We start from the raw sequence: 18,943 nt of genomic DNA, 5'->3' as shown, positions 1-18,943 counted from the left end.
CGTCGTTATGACACCATGATCGCAAATATGCTGGAATATATCGAAGAGTCTCGGTATCCTTGAACGGCTACTTGCCGGCCCCGCAATCGGGTCGGCCCATCGTGTGATTCAGTAAGGCAAGTCATCTTCTGCGTCGTAAGGCGCCCCGCGTTTCGGTTGGAATCTGGGAGAAGGTTGGTGAAGCAGAGACTGAAGATCGGTTGGGCGGCGGCCGCGATTGTTGCGGCGGCCGGTGCATTGAGCCTGTATCTGGCCACCACGACGATGGCGCAGGGGCCCGCGGACGCCAGGACACCGGTGGTGAAACTCGGCGACGGCCGCAGCGGTCCGGCCGGCATGGCCTGGATTCCCGCCAGCGAATTCCTGATGGGCAACGACCACAAGATGTCCCAGCCCAACGAGCGGCCGGCGCACCCGGTGCGCGTGTCGGGCTTCTGGATGGACGTGCATCACGTCACCAACGCCGAATTCCGCCGCTTCGTCGAAGCCACCGGCTACGTCACGACCGCCGAGCAGAAACCGCGCTGGGAAGACCTCAAACCGCAATTGCCGCCCGGCACGCCGCGGCCCGACGACAGCCTGCTGGTGCCCGGCGCCATGGTGTTCGTGGGCACGGAGACCGAGGTGTCGCTGCGCGACTACACGCGCTGGTGGCGCTTCGTGGCCGGCGCGGACTGGCGCCATCCGCAGGGCCCGGGCAGCAACATCGACGGCAAGGACGATCACCCGGTGGTGCAGGTGTCGTATGACGATGCCCAGGCGTATGCGCGCTGGGCCGGCAAGCGCCTGCCGACCGAGGCCGAGTGGGAGCTGGCCGCGCGCGGCGGGCTCGAACAGGCCACCTATGCCTGGGGCAACGAGCTGGCTCCGAACGGCCAGGCCATGGCCAACATCTGGGACACGCGCCAGCAGCAGCCCTTTCCGGTCGTGAAAGACGAGAAGGTGCAGGTCGGCACCACCGCCGTCGGCAGCTTCTCGCCCAACGGCTACGGGCTCTACGACATGGCCGGCAACGTCTGGCAGTGGACGGCCGACTGGTACCGGGCCGACGCCTTCCAGACCCAGGCCCGCTACCGCGAGCCCGTGCAGGATCCCGCGGGCCCCGCCGACAGCTTCGATCCCGACGACGGCAACGTGCCGCAGGGCGCGCCCAAGCGCGTCACGCGCGGCGGCTCGTTCCTGTGCAGCGACACCTACTGCATCAGCTATCGGGCCAGCGCCCGGCGCGGCACCGATCCGTTCAACGGCATGTCGCACCTGGGTTTTCGCACGGTCATGACGACCGCGCAATGGCAGGCGGCGCAGGCCAGGCCGCAAAGCGTCGCGAGCCGCTAGCGCACGTCGCTGAGCGCGCGTCGCTGAACGCGCGTCGCTGAGCGCGCGTCGCTGAGCGCGCGTCGCTGAGCGCGCGTCGCTGAACGCGCGTCGCCCAACGCACGTCATTCAACGCGTGTCCCGGGCGGGTGCAACCATCGTTTCGAAAGTCTCCCGGACGCCGCGTGCGCCAGGGATTGCGGGGCCGCTGCATGCCAGGCGGGCGCGGGACACGAACCATCGGGAGAGGGGAAAGCATGTCGCAACGGGACGCGGTGCTGGCGCTTGAAGCGGCAGTGGGTCAGTCGGTGCTGGGGCAGGCGTCCGTGGTGCGCCAGATCCTGATCGCCCTGCTGGCCGACGGCCACGTGCTGCTCGAAAGCCTGCCCGGCCTGGCCAAGACCCGGACGGTCAAGGCCTACGCCGCGCACCTCGACGCGCGCATGCGCCGCATCCAGTTCACGCCCGATCTGCTGCCCTCGGACATCACCGGCGCCGACGTGTTGCAGCAGGATGCCGCTGGCGGGCATCGCATCGAGTTCCAGCCCGGGCCGCTGTTCGGCGACCTGATCCTGGCCGACGAGATCAACCGCGCGCCCGCCAAGGTGCAGTCGGCCCTGCTCGAGGCGATGGAGGAGCGGCAGGTCACGGTGGGGGGCACGACCCGGCCGATGGCACCCCTCTTCATGGTGCTGGCCACGCAGAACCCGATCGAGCAGGAAGGCACCTATCCCTTGCCCGAGGCGCAGATGGACCGCTTCCTGATGAAGATCCGGCTCGACTATCCCGCGGCCCAGGACGAAGCCGCCATGCTGGCGCTGTTGCGCGGGCCGGGCGGCGCCGCGGCCGGCGGCGCCTCCGTGCACCTGAGCCAGGACGTGCTGTTTGCCTGCCGCGCCGAGGTCGCCGGCGTGCACGTGGCCGCGGCGGTCGATCGCTACATCGTGGATCTGGTGAACGGCACGCGCCACGGCGCCGCGCTCGACGCCGACCTGGGCCGCTGGCTCGCGATCGGCGCCAGCCCGCGCGGCGGCATCGCGCTCGACGCCGCCGCGCGCGCCCACGCCTGGCTGCATGGCGCGGACTTCAGCTCGCCGGACGACGTGCGCGCGGTGGCCCACCCGGTGCTGCGCCATCGCTTGCGGCTCTCCTACGATGCCGTGGCCGACGGCGTGGGCGAAGACCAGGTCATCGACCGGCTGCTCGAGGTCGTGGCCGTGCCGGCCTAGGACGCAGCATGGACACGCGCACCGAGCCCCCCGTGTATGTGCCGCTGGCCGAGCTGACGGCGCTCGAAGGCGCGGCCGCGGGCCTGCAGTTCTCTGCGGCGCGCAGACTGGCCAGTGTCCTGGCCGGGCAGCATGGCTCGCGGCTGCGCGGGCGCGGGCTCGATTTCGCGGAACTGCGCCGCTACGTGCCGGGCGACGACCTGCGCCAGCTCGACGCGCGCGCCTCGCTGCGGTTGGGCAAGGCGTTCGTGCGTTCTTACACCGAGGAGCGCGACCGGCCGGTGATGCTGGCGGTGGACCAGCGCATGGACATGTACTTCGGCTCCGTGCGCGCCTTCAAGTGCGCGGTCGCCGCGCGGCTGGCGGCGCTGAGCGCGTGGACCGCGTACCGCCACGGCGACCGGGTCGGCGGCGTGGTGCTGGCCGATACCGGGCTGACGACGTTGCGCCCCTTGCGCAGTCGTGCGCAGGTGCAGGCGTTGCTTGCCGCGGTGGCGCGCGAAAACGCGGCGCTGTCGGCCCGGCGGCCCGCCCGCGACGCCACCGGCCGGCTCAACGAGGCGCTGGCGTGGCTCGCCGCGCATGCCCCGCACGACGGGCTGATCTGCGTGATCAGCGACTTCGCCGGCGCCGACGACGAGACGCTGCGGCGCCTGCGCCAGCTGAGCGCCCACAACGACGTGATCGCCATGCTCGTGAGCGATCCGCTGGCACGCGCACTGCCCGATCGCGGCCGCGTGTGGGTGTCGCAGGGCGAGGCCCAGGTCGAGTTGCCGCTCGGACGCGCGTCCGTACGCACGCCCCTGGCCGACACGGCGGCGCGGCGGCTCGACGCCGTTGCGCAGTGGCTGCGCCGAGCCCAGGTGCCGCTGCTGCCGTTCACCACCGCCGAGGCGCCGCTGGCGCAGTTGCGCCGCGGCCTGGGCGGAGGCCGCCCATGAGCGCGCCGGGCCTGGACCATCTGCGCGAATTGCCGCTGCCGCCGGCCGTGGGCCTGTGGCCGCAGACCTGGGGCTGGGCCGCGCTGGCCGCCGTCGTGCTGCTGCTTGCGGGCGCGTTCGGATGGCGCGCGTGGCGCCAGTGGCGGCGCGATCGCTACCGCCGCGCCGCGCTCGCGGCGCTCGACGCGCTCGAGCGCCAGGCCGGCGCCGACGCCGCCGCGGCGCGCGCCTTGCCCGCCTTGCTCAAGCGCACCGCGCTCGCGGCCCTGCCGGCAGCGGCGCGCAGCCGGGTCGCCGCGCTCGAGGGCCAGGCCTGGGTCGATTGGCTCAACGCGCAGGTGCCGGCGCCGGCCTTCGCGACGGGCAGCGCGCAAGGCCTGCGCGCGCTGGCCTATGCGCCGCCGGCCGCCGCCGCGCTGCCGCGCGAGACGCTGGCTGGCCTGTTCGGCGCCAGCCGCCGCTGGATGGAGCGACATCATGTGGCGGCTTGAGTACCCCTGGCTGCTGTTGCTCGCGCCGCTCGCATTCGCGGCCTGGCGCTACCTGCCCGCCTACGTGAACGCACAGGGCGCGTTACGCGTGCCGTTCTTCCCCGAGCTGCTGCGCGCGACCGGCCTGCGGCCGGGCCGCCCGCGCGGACACGGCCTGCAACGCTGGCTCAATCTGCTCGTCTGGCTGCTGCTGGTGCTCGCGCTCGCGCGCCCGCAGTTCGTCGAGCCGCCGACCACGCGCGAGCGCCCCTTGCGCGACCTGATGGTGGCCATCGACCTGTCGCAGTCGATGGAGGCCACCGACTTCAAGGATCCGCAGGGCCGGGTCCAGTCCCGCCTGGACGCGGTCAAGGACGTGGTGGCGGGCTTTCTGCGGCAGCGCGCCGACGACCGGCTCGGCCTGATCGTGTTCGGCAGCGGCGCCTATCCGCAGGCGCCGCCCACGCTCGATCACGCCACGCTGCAACGGCTGCTGGCGCAGGTCGAGCCGGGCATGGCCGGGCCGCACACCGCCATCGGCGACGCGATCGGCCTGGGCATCCGCCTGCTCGATGCCGCGCCGGGCCCCGACAAGCTGCTGATCCTGCTCACCGACGGCAACGACACCGCGAGCGTGGTGCCGCCCGACCGCGCGGCCGCGCTGGCGGCGGCGCATCACATCACCATACACACCATCGGCATCGGCGACCCGCAGGCCAGCGGCGAGGACAAGGTCGACTTCGACGCCTTGCGCGCCATCGCCGCCGCCACGCACGGCCGCTTCTACGCGGCCGCCGACCGCGGCGCGCTGGCGCAGGTCTATGCCGAGCTCGACCGCATCACGCCGCGCGCGGTGCAGGTGCTGCGGCACCAGGTGCAGCACGAGTTCTATTGGGTGCCGCTGGGGCTGGCGCTGCTGTTGCTGGCGGCGGGCCAGGGGCTGGCCTACCTGCTGGCCGGGCGGGCCCCGGCGCGTGCACGCGGGGAGGAGGGCGCATGGACCTCGACCTGAGCGCGCTGCACCTGCTGCGCCCGGCCTGGCTGCTCGTGTCGCTGACCGGCGCGCTGCTATGGCTGGCCTGGCGGATGCGGCGTCGCGCCCGCGATGCGCACGCGGCCATCGACGCCGCGCTGCTGCCGTATCTGCGGGTGGATGGTCCGGCGAGCCGCGGCATGCGGCCCATCGACGCGGCCGCCTTGCTGCTCATCGTGGGCGGCGTCGCGGCGGCCGGCCCGGCGTGGCAGCGCGACGCGCCCGACTTCCAGGAGAACCGCGCGCCGCTCGTGGCCGCGGTGGATCTCTCGCCCTCGATGGCGGCCACCGACGTGGCGCCGAGCCGTCTCGAAGCGGTGCAGCACAAGCTGCGCGACCTGGTCGCCGAGCGGCGCGGCGCCCGCACCGGCCTGGTCGCCTACGCCGGCACGGCCCATCTGGTGCTGCCCCCCACCGACGACAGCGACATGCTGAACGTGTTCATCGATGCGCTGGCACCCGGCATGATCGCCGCGCCGGGCCGCGACGTGGACGGCGTAGTCGCGCTGGCGGCCTCGCTGTTCGGCGACGCCGCGCGCGCGGGCACCGTGCTGCTGCTCACCGATGGCGCCGGCCCGGTACGCCGCAACGCGGCCGGGCCGCAGGTGCTGGTGCTGGCGGTCGGGCAGCAGAACGTGGGCGCCGTGCTCGACGGCGCCGGCCGACCGCGGCTGGACGCGCGCGGCAATCCGGTGGCCGACGACTTCGACGCGGCGGCGCTCAAGACCATGGCGCAGGCCCTGGATGCGCCCTTGGGCAGCCTGGCCGGCGACGCGTCCGACCTGCGCTGGATACGCTTGCACGCGCAACAACATTTCGCCAGCGTGCAGGACAGCGGCGCGGCGCAGTGGAAGGACGCGGGCTACTGGCTGTGCCTGCCGCTCGCGCTGCTGGCGCTGGCCTGCGTGCGGCGCGGCTACACGGTGGCCTGGAGCGTGACGGGCGCGGCGCTCCTGCTGGCATGCGCGGGCGGCCTGCCCACGCCGGTGCGCGCGGGTCCGCTCGCCGACGCCTTTCTCACGCCCGACCAGCAAGGCCGCATCGCCTACGACCGGGGCGCCTACGGCGAGGCGGCCGCGCATTTCCAGGATCCGTACTGGAAGGGGCGCGCCGCCTATGCCGCTGGCGACTACGCCACCGCCCTGGCCGCCTTCGCCCGGCTGCGCACCGCCGAGGGCTACTTCTACCAGGGCAATACCCAGGTGCGGCTGCATCACTACGACGCGGCGCGCGCGGCCTACCGCGAGGCCCTGCGGCTGCGGCCCGAGTGGGCGCCGGCCCGCTTCAACCTGAGCATCGTCGACGGCCTGATCGACGCCATGCAGCAGGAGGACACCCAGCAGGGCGCCGAGCCGCCCGACCAGACCATTGCCGACGCGGCGGCCGCCAAGGGCAAGCCCATCGCGGCCGCGGGCGCCGGCGCGCCGTCGGAGGCCGACTGGCTGCGCAATCTCTCGGTGTCGCCGGCCCAGTTCCTGCGCGACAAGTTCGCGATCGAGGCCGCGCACCGAGGCAACGCGCCGGCGGGAGCGACGCCATGATGCGACTCGCCATCCTGCTCCTGCTCTGCGTCGCAGTGGCCGGGCCGTCTGGCGCGCGTGCGGAGGACGCCGCGCCCCGCCTGCAGGTGCGCGCCAGCCTCGATGGCGCCGTGGTGGCCGGCGGCACGGTGCGCCTGACGCTGGACGTGATGACCTCCACCTGGTTCGTGCAGCCGCCGCAGCTGCCCGCGCTCACGCTGCCCGGCGTGCTCGTGACGCCGCCCGGCGGGCAGGCGCGCATCGTGCGCGGCGAGGCCGACGGGGTCGCGCTCAACGGGCTGCAGTACGTCTATGTGCTTTCGCCCACGCAGGCCGGCGAATTCACGATTCCGGCGCTGGCCGTCACGGCGGGGCTGGGGCAGGCCAGCGCGCCGGTCACGGCGAGCAGCGCGCCGCTCACGCTGCGCGTCGGGGCCGCGGCGGGCACGGGCGTGGTGGCGCAGACGCTGCACGCCACGCAGTCATTCACGCCCTCGGCGCAACCGCTGCCGCAGGGCGGGCGCATCCGCCGCAGCGTCACGCTGCGGGCCGACGGCGCCCAGGCCATGCTGATCCCGCCCACGGTGTTCGGCGACATCGCCGGCCTGCGGCGCTATCCGCGCGAGGCCGAGGTGCGCAACCTGACCGACGGGCACGGCGGCTTCAATGGCGGCGAGCGCACGGACAGCGTCGACTACGTGGCCGAACGGGCCGGCACCGTGACGCTGCCGCCGCTCAGCGTGCAATGGCGCGACGCGGCCGGGCAGCCCCGCACGCTGACGCTGGCCGGCGCCAGCTTCGAAGTGACGGCCGCACCCGCACGGGCCGATCCGTTTCCGCTGGCGTCGGCTCCGCAAGCCGGGGCGGGCGGGTTGCACGTACCGCGCGCCTGGCTCCATGCGGGCGCGGCCGGGCTGCTGCTGGCGCTGGCGGCCTGGCTGGGCTGGCCGGCGCTGCGGCGCGCGGCCATGGGCCTGCGGGCGGCCACGCGCCGGCGGCTGGCGCGCTGGCGCGCCAGCGAGCGCTATGCCTGGGGCCGCCTGCGCCACGCGCTGCGCGGCCAGGCGCCGGATCGCTACGGCGCGCTGTATCGCTGGCTGGCGCGCGCCGGCGCCTTCGGCAGCCTGCGCCAGGCCGCCGCCGCGGTGAACGATACCGCCGCCGGCGACCAGATACTGGCGGCCGACTTCGGGCCTCGGCCCGATCCGGCCGGTGCGCTCGCATTGTTGCGGGCGCAGACACCGCGATGGCGCCGCGCATGGCGCCGTCACGCGGCGCCGACCCCGGCATTGCCCGACCTCAATCCGGCCGCCGCGCCGGCCCCTGGAGACCGCTCATGACCCCTGTCCGCTCCCTGGCGCAGCGCGCCGCCGCCACGCTGGCCCTCGCCAGCCTGCTGCTGCTGGCCGCATGCGGCGCCAGCAAACCCTCCGACACCCCGGAGAGCGCGCTCGAGGGCTGGAAGCCCGGCCCCGCGCGCAGCACGCTGGTGGCGTTCGTGCAGGCCGTCACCACGCCGGGGCCCGATTATGTCGCGCCGGCCGACCGCATCGCGGTGTTCGACAACGACGGCACGCTGTGGTCGGAGCAGCCGGTGTACTTCCAGGTCCAGTTCGCGCTGGACGAGGTGCGGCGCATGGCGCCCGAGCATCCCGCCTGGACCACGCAGGAGCCCTTCAAGAGCGTGCTGGCCGGCGACATGGCGGGCGTGGCGCGCAGCGGCGAGAAGGGGCTGATGCAGATCGTGGGCGTGACGCACTCGGGCATGAGCACCGAGGTCTTCACGCAGCGGGTGCAGCACTGGACCGCCAGCGCGCGCCATCCCCGCACCGGCCAGCCCTACACGCAGATGACGTACGCGCCAATGCACGCGCTGCTGGATTACCTGCGCGCGCATCAATTCCAGACCTACATCGTGTCGGGCGGCGACACCGACTTCATGCGGGCCTGGACCCAGCAGGCCTATGGCATCCCGCCGCAACAGGTGATCGGCAGCCACTTCGGCCTGGCGTATTCGGTGGAGAACGGCGTGCCCACCCTGACGCGCCAGCCGCGCCTGGACTTCAACGACGATGGCCCCGGCAAGCCGGTGGCGATCCAGCGCCACATCGGCAAGCGGCCCATCCTGGCCTTCGGCAACTCCGACGGCGACCTGGAGATGCTGCAGTGGACGATGGGCGGCTCGGGCAAGCGCCTGGCCGCGCTGGTGCACCACACCGACGCGGCGCGCGAATGGGCCTATGACCGCGAGTCGAAGATCGGCCGCCTGGACAAGGCATTGGATCTGGCACGCCAGCAGGGTTGGCTGGTGGTCGATATGCAAGAAGCATGGAGTCGTGTTTACGCGTTTGAGCAGCAATGATTGTTGGAAGGTGATGCCCGCGGGGCAAGGAGAGAGCAGTCATGAGAGTCAGACACTTGATAGGCAAGACCGTGCTTGCGCTGGGCGGGGCCATGCTGGCCTGCGCGGCGCACGCCCAATCGCAGACGCAACCCGCCGCCAAGGACGGCGGCCCGGCCAAGAAGCCCAACATCCTCGTCATCTTCGGTGACGACATCGGCCAGTCGAACATCAGCGCCTACACCCACGGCCTGGTGGGGTACAAGACGCCCAACATCGACCGCATCGCCAAGGAAGGGGCGATGTTCACCGACTACTACGCGGAAAACAGCTGCACGGCGGGGCGCTCGTCGTTCATCACGGGCCAGTCGCCGCTGCGCACCGGCCTGTCGAAGGTGGGCGCGCCCGGCGCCTCGGTCGGCCTGCAGAAGGGCGACATCACGATCGCCCAGGCCCTGAAATCGCACGGCTACAACACCGCGCAGTTCGGCAAGAACCACCTCGGCGACAAGGACGAGTACCTGCCGACCAACCACGGCTTCGACGAGTTCTTCGGCAATCTGTACCACCTGAACGCCGAGGAAGAGCCGGAGCGGCCGTACTGGCCCAAGGACCCCAACGATCCCTACGTGAAGAACTTCTCGCCGCGCGGCGTGGTGAAGGCCAGCGCCGACGGAAAGGTCGAGGACACCGGCGCGCTCACCAAGAAGCGCATGGAGACGATCGACGACGAGACCGTGGGCGCCGCGCTCGACTACATCGACAAGCACGGCAAGAGCGACACGCCGTTCTTCGTGTGGATGAACACCACGCGCATGCACATCTACACGCACATCCGGCCCGAGCACAAGGGCAAGAGCGGCATGCCGGGCAACGACTACGCCGATGGCATGTGGGAGCATGACCAGGACGTGGGCAAGCTGCTCAAGAAGCTCGACGACATGGGCATCGCCGACAACACCATCGTGATCTACACCACCGACAACGGGCCCAATGCGTTCACCTGGCCCGATGCCGCGACCACGCCGTTCCGCAGCGAGAAGGACTCGAACTGGGAGGGCGCGTTCCGGGTGCCGGCCATGGTGCGCTGGCCGGGCCAGATCCCGGCCGGGGTGGTGAAGAACGAGATGGTCTCGGGCATGGACTGGTTCCCGACCTTGCTGGCCGCGGTGGGCGATACCGACATCAAGGATCGTCTGCTCAAGGGCTGGACGCCGCAGGGGGGCAAGACCAACTTCCGCGTCCACCTCGATGGCTTCAACCAGCTCGACTACCTCAAGGGCAAGAGCGAGAAGAGCGCGCGCGACGAGTTCTTCTACTTCAACGACGACGGCATGCTGGTGGGGATGCGCTGGGGCAACTGGAAGGCGGTGTTCTGCGAACAGCGCGCGCCCGGCAACTTCAACATCTGGCAGGACCCGTTCGTGTGCCTGCGGGTGCCGAAGATCTTCAACCTGCGCATGGACCCGTATGAGCGGGCCGACATCACGTCCGACCAGTACAACGACTGGCTCGCCACCAACTCCTACCTGACCGCGATCGCGACCATGAAGGCCTCGGAATTCCTCGAGACCTTCGTGACCTATCCGCCCAGCCAGCGGCCGGCCAGCTTCAGCGTGGACCAGGTGCAGGAACGCGTGAAGAAGTCGATGGAAAAGCACTTCGAAGAGCAGGAAAAACAGGCCAAGCAGGCCAAGTAAGCGGCACGCGCGTCCGGGCCCGGCCCGGGCGCGCACCATCCAGGGGAACACATGCAGGGTGCGAGCATCATGAGTGGCACGGCGTTGCGGCATGACCGGGCCGGGGCCGGGATGGTCGTGGCAGGCGGCCTGTTGGCCCTGTCGGGCACCGCGTCGCTGATCTTCCAGATCCTTTGGATCAAGCAGCTTTCGCTCATCGTCGGGGTCGAGGCACATGCCATCGCCGTCGCCGTGAGCGCCTTTTTTCTCGGCCTGGCGCTGGGCGCGTGGCGGCTCGGCCGCCGCGCCGCCGCGAGCGCCCGGCCGCTGCGCTTCTTTGCCGCGCTCGAGCTGGGCGCGGCCGGGCTGGGCGTCGTCGTGACGGCGGTGCTGGCGCGCGCCGCCCCGGCCTTTGCGGCCTACGACGGCATCCTGGCCTGGGTGCTGCTGTTCGTGGTGGTCGGCATCACGCCGCTGCTGATGGGCGCGACCGTGCCCGCCATGCTGCGCGCGGTGGGCGGCGCGGCGGCCGCGCGTGCCGGCGGCACGCTGTACGCGGCCAACACGGCCGGCGCCATCGCGGGCGCCTTGCTGCCCGCCTTCGTGTTGATCCCGGCCCTCGGCGTGTCCGGCACCGCCTGGGCGGCCGCGGCGTTCAACCTGGCGGCCGGCGCCGGCGCCTGGCTCTGGAGCCGGCGGGCGCAGGCCGCGGAGGCAGCGCCCGCCGCGCCGGTCGGGCCGCTGGACGGCGAGGCGCGGTTCGCGATCGCCCTGTACGGCGCGGCCGGCGCGCTCGCGCTGGGCTACGAGATCCTGTGGTCGCAGATGGTGGTGCCGTTCATGAGCACCCGCGCCTTTGCCTTCTCTATCGTGCTGGCGGTCTACCTGGCCGGGCTGGCGCTGGGCGCGGCCGTGCATGCGCGCGTCGGCCACCGCCTGGGCGATCCATGGCGCGTGTTCGGCTTCCTGGTCGCCCTCGCCGGGGTGGTGGCGCTGGTCGAAGTCGCGCTGCTGGGCCGCTGGCTGGTGCAGGCGCAGACCTGGGCTGAGATGGCCGCGTGGCGCGCCACCGACAGCCGGATGGCCGGCATGAGCGCGCGCTTCGCGCTGGCGGGACTGGTGGTGGTGTTCGTCCCCACCTTCCTGCTGGGCGCCGCGTTTCCGGCGGTGCTGCGCATCGTGGCCGCGCGCGCCAGCGCGGCCCGGGCGGCCGGCGCGCTGCTGGCCGCCAACACGCTGGGCGGCATCGCCGGCTCGCTGCTCACCGGCTTCGTGCTGCTGCCGGTGTTCGGCGTGGTGCGCACGCTGGCCGGCCTGGCGCTGGCCGCCTGCCTGGTCGGCGCCGCGGCGGTCTGGCGCGCCGGCGGCACGGCGGCCCAGGCGCGCGGCATCGCGCTGGCGCTGGTGCCCGCCGTCGCCATGATCGGCTGGACCCTGCCGCCGGATCATCTGGCGCGGCTGCTGCCGGGCGGGCAGGGCGCGGCGCTGCTGTTCTACCAGGAGACGCACGGCGGCACGGTGGCCGTGGTCGAGCGCGGCGAGGGCGATCGGCGTTTCCGCCGCCTCTACATCCAGGGCGTGTCGAACTCGGGCGACGCGATGCCGTCGCTGCGCTACATGCGGCTGCAGGCGCTGCTGCCCCTCATCGTGCACACGGGCGAGCCGCGCTCGGCGCTGGTGATCGGCTATGGCACCGGCATCACCGCGGGCGCGCTGTCGCGCCATCCCGATCTGCGCAAGCGCGTGGTGGCCGAGCTGCTGCCCGGCGTGGTGGCGGCCGGGCCGTTGTTCAAGGGCACTTATGGGGCGAGCCAGGATCCCGGGCTGGAGATCCGGCTGCGCGACGGCCGGCGCGAGCTGCTGGCGAGCCGCGAGCGCTACGACCTCATCACGCTGGAGCCGCCGCCGCCCTCGGCCGCAGGCGTGGTGAACCTGTATTCACAGGATTTCTACGCGCTGGCCGCACAACGCCTGCAGCCCGGCGGCATCGTGGCGCAGTGGCTGCCCCTGCCCACGCAGAACCTCGAAGACACCCAGGCGCTGGTCGCCAGCTTTCTTGCCGTGTTCCCGCACGCCACGCTGTGGAGTACCGAGGTGCACGAGATGCTGCTGGTCGGATCGATGCAGCCGATGCCGCTGGACGCACGGCGGATCGCGGCCCGCATGGCGCAGCCGGCGCTGCGCGACGCGCTCGCGGAGGTGGGCGTGAACGGCGCGGCCGGGCTGCTGGCCACCTGGGTCACGGGCCGCGCGGGGCTCGAGCGATTCGCCGCCGGCACGGCGGCCGTGACCGACGACCGGCCCGCCATCGAATACGCGACCTGGGTCCGGCCGCGCGAGCTGACCCGCAGCCTGCCGGCGCTGCTGGCCCTGCGCGAGCCGCCGCCGCTGCTGGGCGCGGACCCGGCGCTGGACACGGCGATGCAACGCGAACGCGCGGTGCTGGACCTGCTGTATCGCGCCGCGCTGTCCGCCTACCGCGGCGACCGCGAGGCCTGGGCGCGCGACGCGGTGGCGCTGGGGCGGGGCGCCGGCGACAACCCCTACGTGAACTGGTTCCTGGCCGGGCAGTCGCGCCGGGAGGCGCCATGACGGCGCGGGCAGGGCGGCCGGCCGCGCGGCGGGCACGGCGCGTCGCCGCGCTGATGGCCGCGCTGGCCGTGCAAGGCGCCGCGGCGGAAGGCCTGTCGTGGCGCGATCCGGAGGATGGCGCCTTCGACATCAGCGACTTCCTGCTGCATCACCGCGGCGTGATGCCGGTGCCGGCGCTCATCACCGAGCCCGCGGTCGGCTATGGCGGCGGCCTGATGCTGCTGTACTTCTCCGAATCCATGGCCGAGGCGGGCGCGCAGGCCAAGGCGCGCGGCGAGTCGGTCGCGCCGCCCAACATCACCGGCGTGGGCGGCATGATGACCGAAAACGGCTCGCGCGGCGGCGGCCTGTTCCACTTCCACACCTGGGATGGCGATCGCTACCGCTATCTCGGCGCGCTGGCACAGGGCCGCATGAACCTGGACTACTACGGCATGCTCAACCGCGGCCGCAGCTACGAGATCAAGGGCACGTTCCTGGTGCAGCAGCTGCTGGCGCGGATCGGCGACAGCCACTGGTACGTGGGCCCGCGCTACACCTACATGCGCTCGGAGACCCGCTTCACCGGGGAGCGCGCCACCGAGCTGTCGCGCGCCGAGCTCGACAAGCACATCGGCAAGGCCGGCCTGGTGATCGACTACGACAACCGCGACAACATGTTCTATCCCACGCGCGGCAGCTACGGCGAGTTCGAGGCCCAGTTCGCGCGCGGCTGGGCCGGCAGCGACCAGGACTACGAAAGCTACCGGCTGCGCGCCTATACCTGGCTGCCGATCGCGCAGAAATGGACGCTGGGGCTGCGCGGCGACGGCCAGACCACCTCGGGCACGGTGCCGTTCTACGCGCAGCCCTACATCGACCTGCGCGGCGTGGCGCGCGGCCGCTACCAGGATCGCAGCGTGCTCACCGGCGAAGTGGAGCTGCGCTACGCCCTCACGCCGCGCTGGTCGCTGCTGGGCTTCACGGGCGTGGGCAAGGCCTATGGCAACTGGAAGACCTTCGGCGAGGCCTCCAGCGTGTCGAGCGTGGGCGCCGGCTTTCGCTACCTGATCGCGCGCAAGCTCGGGCTGTCGGTGGGCGTGGACGTGGCGCACAGCAGCCAGCAGAACGCCTTCTACATCCAGGTGGGCAGCGCCTGGCGCTAGCGCGCTGCCCGTTGCGCGCCGCATCGCTCAGCGCGGTGCGGCCACCACCTTGAACTGCACGGTCGTGCCCACATAGACCGGCTGGTACCAGGTCGAACCGCATTGCTGGTAGGCGATGCCGTTGACCTGCACGCTCGTGCACCCGGGCGGCAGCGACGCCACCATGGCGCCGATCACGGCCGCAGTCACGCCGACCGTCACGCCCACCGCCACCGGGTCGTACCAGCCCCAGCCCCAGGGGTCGGGCGGCGGAGGCGGATAGTACGGATAGGGACCCGGCGGGTGCGGCCCGGGCCCGGGCGGCGGGCCGGGGTGCGGTCCCGGTCCTGGTCCGGGCGGCGGTCCGGGCTGGGGGCCCGGATGCGGGCCGGGCGGCGGGCCCGGATTTGGGCCAGGATGCGGGCCAGGATGCGGGCCGGGATTCGGCCCAGGATGCGGCCCAGGATGCGGCCCGGGATGCGGGCCTGGTTCCGGATGCGGGCCGGGGTGAGGTCCCGGCTGCGGCGTGGGATGCGGGCCGGGCGTGGGCATGGGGCGCGGCTCGGGCTGGAAACCCGGATGCGGCTGTGCGCCGCCACCGCCGAAATGCGCCGGTCTCGCGCCGTTGAAATGGGCGCCGCCGCCCTCGAAGTGGTGATAGCCGCCCGCGCCGTGCAGGCTGCTGCGCGCGCCGCCCACCACCCGGAACGCAGCCGCGTCCGGACTGAGGGCGCCCGCCGCCACGCTGGCGGCGCAAAGCATCAGGGCCGGTTTCTTCATTGCGGCGCTCCCGGTTCGGACGGCGTCGGGCCCTCCAGCGGCAACGCGCGCGCGCCGGGCTCGGGCCGGAAGGTGAACGCGCCCGGGGCGAAGCCGGGCGCGAGGGTCCAGGTGTAGTCGACCTGATGGCGCGGCCGCGACACCATCGAGGGGTCGGTCAACACCAGCCGGCAGGGCAGTGGCCGCGCGCCCGCCTGCACCCAGAGCTCCCAGTCCACCCCGGGCTGGCGGAACGCATAGTGATGGCACAGCTGGCCGCCGATGCGGTCCACGCCCAGCGCCTGCGCGTCGACCAGCTGGCTGGCGTCGTCGGGCGATCGGCCCCAGTAGACCAGATCGGCCAGCGGCGGCTCGATGCCGTAGTCGCGCGCCAGCCAGTCGACCAGCGCCTCCAGGTCGGGCGGCGCGGGCAGGGTGCTGAAGTAGCCGGGCCGGCCCGGTGCGCCCGCGGTGTAGAGCGTGAAGTGACGCCCGTCGTACACCATGCCCTTGTCGGCGCCATTGCCCTGGATGCGGGCGCGGGCGCGGTCCGGGCGGCGCACGTCGAGGTCGGTCCGGTGGATCACCGCCACGTTCTGGCCGGTGTCGAGCACGGCGTCGGTCGATGATTGCGCGTGCACATGAAACGCGGGCAGCGCGCGCAGGGCCGCGCCCATGCGGGCCAGCGCCTGCACGGCGGCCGGGTCCACCGCGCGCGCCTCGGCCGCCGGTGCCCGCGCCTCGGGCACGGCCGGCTGCGCCTGCGCGGCGCCGAGCAGCGCGAGGGTCAGCGCCGCGGCGGTGCAAGCCAGTCTGAACATGGCGATTCCTCCGAGGACGGGCGGGCGCGGGCGCGCCGGATTGCTTGCGCACACAACCAGGGGCACCGCGCTCATTGCGGGTGGATCCGGGTGATCTTCGAGCCTTCCAGCCCGATGCCGGCCATCAGCCCCTTTTGTCCGAACGGCACGGCGTAGACGTCCTGCGACAGCGTGGTGCTGGTCACGCTGGCGGCCGCGGCCTGGTCCCAGACCACCACGCTGGGCCCGGCCCCGATGGCCCAGCCGTCGCTCTGGTCGAGATATCGCAGCGCGGCCTCGTTCATGAAGAACAGCGCGTAGCTGAAGGTCTGCATGCCTGCCTGCAGGCCGAACGAGCCGGCCGAAATGTCGTAATGCCCCAGCTCCTTGCCTTTGCGCAGCAGGGTGCCCGTGCCGTGCTCGCCGCCCACCAGCACGCCGGCCTTCACGATGGACGGGAACACCAGCACGGCCACGGCGCGGTCGCCGAGCGTGCGCGCGCTGGGTGTCTGTGCGTAAAGCTGGCGCAACGCCGTCTCGGCCTCGCGCGTCATCTGCGCCGCGCTGCTGCCTTGCGCGCCCGTGCTGCGCTGGGATGACGGCGAGCCGGCGCAGCCGCCCAGCGCGAGCGCGGCGGCGAGCGCGGCGGTCAGTGCCATGGCCAGGGGCAGCGCGCCGCGGCGCGACTGCGTGAGACCTGCACTGCGATCGTTCATGAGGCACCTCTCACAAAGGGATCTCGCGCCGAGGCTTCGGCGCGGTTCAACGCGACTGCCGTTCGAAATCACCGGCTTCCATTGCTTGTCGTGGATAGACCGGCTCCTGCTGGATCACGCGCTCGCGCCAGGGCCTCGTGGGCTTGCGCGGAGGCGATGCAGCTCAGGGCGAGCAAGGCGGAACGGATCTTCATGGACGAACCTCGGTGGTCGGCATGGTGCAAAGTGGGGAGCGCGATCAGAGACGGGTCACGGGCGGCGGCGTCCAGGTCCCGTTCTTCACGCTGTCCTTCGGCACGTAGGTGCGGAAGGTCAGGGAGAAGGCCTTGCCCGGCGGCGCCGGCAGCCAGTTCGACGCGGGCACGCCGGAGACGGCCTGCGGGCCGATGGCGATCTTCAGCGAGCCATCCGCCTCGGGCGCGAGGCCGGAATGGTTGTTGAAGTTGTAGCGTTTCAGGTCGTTGGGCACGACGCGGTAATCCGGCACGCTCACGAGAATGACCGACCAGTAGGCGTCGACCGCGGCTTGCGGCAGCCGGTCGGCGGGAAAGTGGATCACGTAGCTGTTGCTGCCGTTCAGCACCGCCTCGTCGGCGTCGCGGGTCGCCACGAAGTAGATCACTTCGTCGACCGTGTTGGCCCAGATGCCGGCGTAGTTGACCACCGTGCGCAGCAGGTAGTTGCTGCCGTAGTTGCCGGTGGCGCTGCCGCCGACCCAGTGATTGCGGTAGGGCGCGCTCTTGGTGAAGGCGTACTCGATGAAGCGCGGCACCACCTGATCGCGCAGCTGGGTGTCGACGGCGGCCCGTGCCTCGCGCGACGCGGCCACATGGGCCGCCACGGCGCGCACCTGCTGCTGCATCTGCGCTGCGACCGGAGACACGTCGAACGCGCTCGCGATCCAGGCGTCGGCGGCGTCGAAGATTTCCGCGCCCAGCAGCGTCTTGTTGTCGAACGCGGGCACGGCAGGCGGCGGCGCGATGAGCGGCGTGCCGAGCGCGCGCAGCGCAAAGGCGCGCTGCAGTTTGACGGCGCCCTCCGGATCGTCCTTGAGCTCGATGCGACCCAGCAGCTTGGCCTTGCGCGAATGCAGCACGATGCGGGCGGCGCCGGCCGGCAGGTCACCTTGCCAGCCCGGCGCGACGAGTGCGTACGTGCCCGAAGGCTGGGAGGCGAAATTGCGTTCGTTGATGTTGGCGATCACCTCGCCCCATTCGTCCAGGATCTGCGCGGTGTAATAGCGCCCGCTGACCGGCGGCACCGTGAGCAGCACGGGAGTGCGCTCGTCGACGGCGACCCACGCTTCCAGGTAGGCCACGTCGAAATTGGGGTTGACGAAGTCCGCCGAGCCCAGCGGGTTGTAGCGGATCTGGTTGTAGGCGAAGTCGGGCACCGCGCGGTCGGCATGCTCCTGGCGCAGCACCAGCATGCGGCCGAGCAGATAGAGGTAGGCCTGTTCGATCGTGCGCGCGTCGGGCGCGCCCGACGCCGCGGCGGCCCAGCGCACGGGAAGCGCGGCGGCGCCGAGCAAGGCAATCAGGGTGCGGCGATTCGGTTGCATGACGTGAGGCTCCGGAAACACGAGCGATGCGACGACGGAGCGGGCACGGCCACGGCGGTGGCCGCGTTCAGTGCCCGAACGTGAAATTCAAACCGGCGAATACCGTGAACTGCGGCAGGCCGTCGCCCCGGTGGGCCACGGTCCATTGCGGCTCGACGAAGGCGTTGACGATGGTCTTGCCTACGCGCCAGGCCCGGCCCGCGCCGGCGCCCAGGGGAATGTAGTACTGGCCGTGCTGCAGGTCGAAGGTCCAGGTGGCGGTCGAGCGCAGATACCAGCCGCCCGGCAGGTTGTGGATCAGGAAGGGCTGGAGCGTGGCGGAATGCACGGTTTCGCGCTGGCTCTGGCCCGCGAACGAGTGCTGCCACTGCACCAGGCCACCCAACAGGCCGCGCGGGCTGCTGTGCACGGCGACGGCCGACAGGCCGCCCGACTATTTGCCCGCGCCCAGTTCGGCGTCGGTCGCCGTCGGCAGGGTCAGCATCGGCCCCACGCCGAGATTGACCTCGCCCTCGGAGAGCAGAAAGATGTCGAAGACGCTGATGTCGCCCAGGCCGCTGCGGTAGCCCCCGTCGGCGCGGGGCCGCGTGGAGATCGGCACCGTGGGGCGCAGGATCTGCGGCACCCCGACCCAGTCGCCGGGCGCGATCGGCAAGGTCGGCCGCAACAGGAAATCATTGGTGTGCGCGCGGGTGCCGAACAGGCGCGGCGTGTAGTAATTCTGCAGGCCGAGCGAGGGCGCCAGGTTGAGCGGATTGTTGGCCTTGTTGGCATCTTCCGCCGATTGCGCGCCGGCCGCGGCCGCCACGACCATGCCCGCCAGACCCACGCCCGCCGAGAGCGAGATACGCATGCGCCGGGCTC

At 72.2% G+C, this 18,943-nt stretch carries 17 protein-coding genes; 11 read left to right on the top strand and 6 right to left on the bottom strand.

Annotated elements, in window-relative coordinates; translation table 11 throughout:
• The first annotated feature begins 177 nt into the window (after positions 1-177).
• The 11 genes from CEG14_RS10770 (at position 178) to CEG14_RS10720 (ending at position 14,264) form a co-directional block, all read left to right on the top strand.
• Positions 178-1,335: a formylglycine-generating enzyme family protein gene (locus CEG14_RS10770; protein ID WP_094827491.1), complete on the top strand. Its 1,158-nt coding sequence runs from the start codon at positions 178-180 to the stop codon at positions 1,333-1,335.
• Positions 1,336-1,571: 236 nt separating this feature from the next.
• Positions 1,572-2,543 (top strand): AAA family ATPase, encoded by a 972-nt coding sequence (locus tag CEG14_RS10765; RefSeq protein WP_094826360.1) that lies wholly within the window; start codon positions 1,572-1,574, stop codon positions 2,541-2,543.
• Between the two features lie 8 nt (positions 2,544-2,551).
• The gene (locus tag CEG14_RS10760; RefSeq protein WP_094826359.1) at positions 2,552-3,484 is read left to right on the top strand and encodes a DUF58 domain-containing protein; all 933 of its coding nucleotides are present in this window, start codon (positions 2,552-2,554) and stop codon (positions 3,482-3,484) included.
• Positions 3,481-3,975 carry a DUF4381 family protein gene (locus CEG14_RS10755; RefSeq protein ID WP_094826358.1) on the top strand — a complete coding sequence of 165 codons (495 nt, stop codon included), beginning with the start codon at positions 3,481-3,483 and terminating at the stop codon, positions 3,973-3,975. The genes CEG14_RS10760 and CEG14_RS10755 overlap by 4 nt, the downstream gene beginning before the upstream one ends.
• On the top strand, positions 3,962-4,966 hold the full coding sequence (locus CEG14_RS10750; RefSeq protein WP_094826357.1) for a VWA domain-containing protein: 1,005 nt from the start codon (positions 3,962-3,964) through the stop codon (positions 4,964-4,966). Before CEG14_RS10755 ends, CEG14_RS10750 begins: the two co-directional genes overlap by 14 nt.
• Positions 4,951-6,528, top strand: coding sequence for a VWA domain-containing protein (locus tag CEG14_RS10745; RefSeq protein WP_094826356.1), 1,578 nt, complete (start codon positions 4,951-4,953; stop codon positions 6,526-6,528). The genes CEG14_RS10750 and CEG14_RS10745 overlap by 16 nt, the downstream gene beginning before the upstream one ends.
• Complete coding sequence (locus CEG14_RS10740) at positions 6,525-7,847, top strand: BatD family protein (RefSeq protein ID WP_094826355.1); 1,323 nt, start codon at positions 6,525-6,527, stop codon at positions 7,845-7,847. Before CEG14_RS10745 ends, CEG14_RS10740 begins: the two co-directional genes overlap by 4 nt.
• Complete coding sequence (locus tag CEG14_RS10735; protein WP_094826354.1) at positions 7,844-8,869, top strand: HAD family hydrolase; 1,026 nt, start codon at positions 7,844-7,846, stop codon at positions 8,867-8,869. Before CEG14_RS10740 ends, CEG14_RS10735 begins: the two co-directional genes overlap by 4 nt.
• Positions 8,870-8,910: 41 nt before the next feature.
• A complete protein-coding gene (locus CEG14_RS10730) occupies positions 8,911-10,548 on the top strand; it encodes an arylsulfatase (RefSeq protein ID WP_179280581.1) in 1,638 nt (545 codons plus the stop codon).
• A 111-nt stretch (positions 10,549-10,659) separates the two neighbouring features.
• The gene (locus tag CEG14_RS10725) at positions 10,660-13,119 is read left to right on the top strand and encodes a spermidine synthase (protein ID WP_256985636.1); all 2,460 of its coding nucleotides are present in this window, start codon (positions 10,660-10,662) and stop codon (positions 13,117-13,119) included.
• Positions 13,116-14,264 (top strand): BamA/TamA family outer membrane protein, encoded by a 1,149-nt coding sequence (locus CEG14_RS10720; RefSeq protein ID WP_143277195.1) that lies wholly within the window; start codon positions 13,116-13,118, stop codon positions 14,262-14,264. Before CEG14_RS10725 ends, CEG14_RS10720 begins: the two co-directional genes overlap by 4 nt.
• Positions 14,265-14,291: 27 nt before the next feature.
• On the opposite strand, the gene CEG14_RS26345 is transcribed toward CEG14_RS10720, so the two are convergent.
• The 6 genes from CEG14_RS26345 to CEG14_RS26595 all read right to left on the bottom strand — a co-directional run bounded on the left by CEG14_RS26345 (position 14,292) and on the right by CEG14_RS26595 (position 18,932).
• The gene (locus tag CEG14_RS26345) at positions 14,292-14,465 is read right to left on the bottom strand and encodes a DUF6515 family protein (RefSeq protein ID WP_179280580.1); all 174 of its coding nucleotides are present in this window, start codon (positions 14,463-14,465) and stop codon (positions 14,292-14,294) included.
• 554 nt (positions 14,466-15,019) lie between these two features.
• Positions 15,020-15,823, bottom strand: coding sequence for a DUF2092 domain-containing protein (locus CEG14_RS10710; RefSeq protein WP_179280579.1), 804 nt, complete (start codon positions 15,821-15,823; stop codon positions 15,020-15,022).
• A 71-nt stretch (positions 15,824-15,894) separates the two neighbouring features.
• Entirely contained in the window at positions 15,895-16,518 is a 624-nt protein-coding gene (locus CEG14_RS10705) for a YSC84-related protein (RefSeq protein ID WP_256985635.1), read from the bottom strand.
• A gap of 238 nt (positions 16,519-16,756) precedes the next feature.
• The gene (locus tag CEG14_RS10700) at positions 16,757-18,079 is read right to left on the bottom strand and encodes a DUF1214 domain-containing protein (protein WP_094826351.1); all 1,323 of its coding nucleotides are present in this window, start codon (positions 18,077-18,079) and stop codon (positions 16,757-16,759) included.
• A gap of 67 nt (positions 18,080-18,146) precedes the next feature.
• Positions 18,147-18,488 carry a hypothetical protein gene (locus tag CEG14_RS26600; protein WP_256985634.1) on the bottom strand — a complete coding sequence of 114 codons (342 nt, stop codon included), beginning with the start codon at positions 18,486-18,488 and terminating at the stop codon, positions 18,147-18,149.
• 24 nt (positions 18,489-18,512) lie between these two features.
• Positions 18,513-18,932, bottom strand: coding sequence for a hypothetical protein (locus CEG14_RS26595; protein ID WP_256985633.1), 420 nt, complete (start codon positions 18,930-18,932; stop codon positions 18,513-18,515).
• Positions 18,933-18,943: the final 11 nt, after the last annotated feature.

This window comes from Bordetella genomosp. 1, assembly GCF_002261335.1.
Classification (GTDB): Bacteria; Pseudomonadota; Gammaproteobacteria; order Burkholderiales; family Burkholderiaceae_B; genus Bordetella.
Note: the sequence above shows the minus strand (reverse complement) of the source record. Positions and strands in the feature narration are given on the sequence as shown.

What these genes read in the sequence shown, in the direction of transcription:
- CEG14_RS10700 (WP_094826351.1), bottom strand. Translation starts at nt 18,079, where the DNA reads ATGCAACCGAATCGCCGCACCCTGATTGCCTTGCTCGGCGCCGCCGCG.
- CEG14_RS10710 (WP_179280579.1), bottom strand. Translation starts at nt 15,823, where the DNA reads ATGTTCAGACTGGCTTGCACCGCCGCGGCGCTGACCCTCGCGCTGCTC.
- CEG14_RS10720 (WP_143277195.1), top strand. Translation starts at nt 13,116, where the DNA reads ATGACGGCGCGGGCAGGGCGGCCGGCCGCGCGGCGGGCACGGCGCGTC.
- CEG14_RS10705 (WP_256985635.1), bottom strand. Translation starts at nt 16,518, where the DNA reads ATGAACGATCGCAGTGCAGGTCTCACGCAGTCGCGCCGCGGCGCGCTG.
- CEG14_RS10725 (WP_256985636.1), top strand. Translation starts at nt 10,660, where the DNA reads ATGGTCGTGGCAGGCGGCCTGTTGGCCCTGTCGGGCACCGCGTCGCTG.
- CEG14_RS10745 (WP_094826356.1), top strand. Translation starts at nt 4,951, where the DNA reads ATGGACCTCGACCTGAGCGCGCTGCACCTGCTGCGCCCGGCCTGGCTG.
- CEG14_RS10730 (WP_179280581.1), top strand. Translation starts at nt 8,911, where the DNA reads ATGAGAGTCAGACACTTGATAGGCAAGACCGTGCTTGCGCTGGGCGGG.
- CEG14_RS10740 (WP_094826355.1), top strand. Translation starts at nt 6,525, where the DNA reads ATGATGCGACTCGCCATCCTGCTCCTGCTCTGCGTCGCAGTGGCCGGG.
- CEG14_RS10750 (WP_094826357.1), top strand. Translation starts at nt 3,962, where the DNA reads ATGTGGCGGCTTGAGTACCCCTGGCTGCTGTTGCTCGCGCCGCTCGCA.
- CEG14_RS10760 (WP_094826359.1), top strand. Translation starts at nt 2,552, where the DNA reads ATGGACACGCGCACCGAGCCCCCCGTGTATGTGCCGCTGGCCGAGCTG.
- CEG14_RS10735 (WP_094826354.1), top strand. Translation starts at nt 7,844, where the DNA reads ATGACCCCTGTCCGCTCCCTGGCGCAGCGCGCCGCCGCCACGCTGGCC.
- CEG14_RS10765 (WP_094826360.1), top strand. Translation starts at nt 1,572, where the DNA reads ATGTCGCAACGGGACGCGGTGCTGGCGCTTGAAGCGGCAGTGGGTCAG.
- CEG14_RS10755 (WP_094826358.1), top strand. Translation starts at nt 3,481, where the DNA reads ATGAGCGCGCCGGGCCTGGACCATCTGCGCGAATTGCCGCTGCCGCCG.
- CEG14_RS26595 (WP_256985633.1), bottom strand. Translation starts at nt 18,932, where the DNA reads ATGCGTATCTCGCTCTCGGCGGGCGTGGGTCTGGCGGGCATGGTCGTG.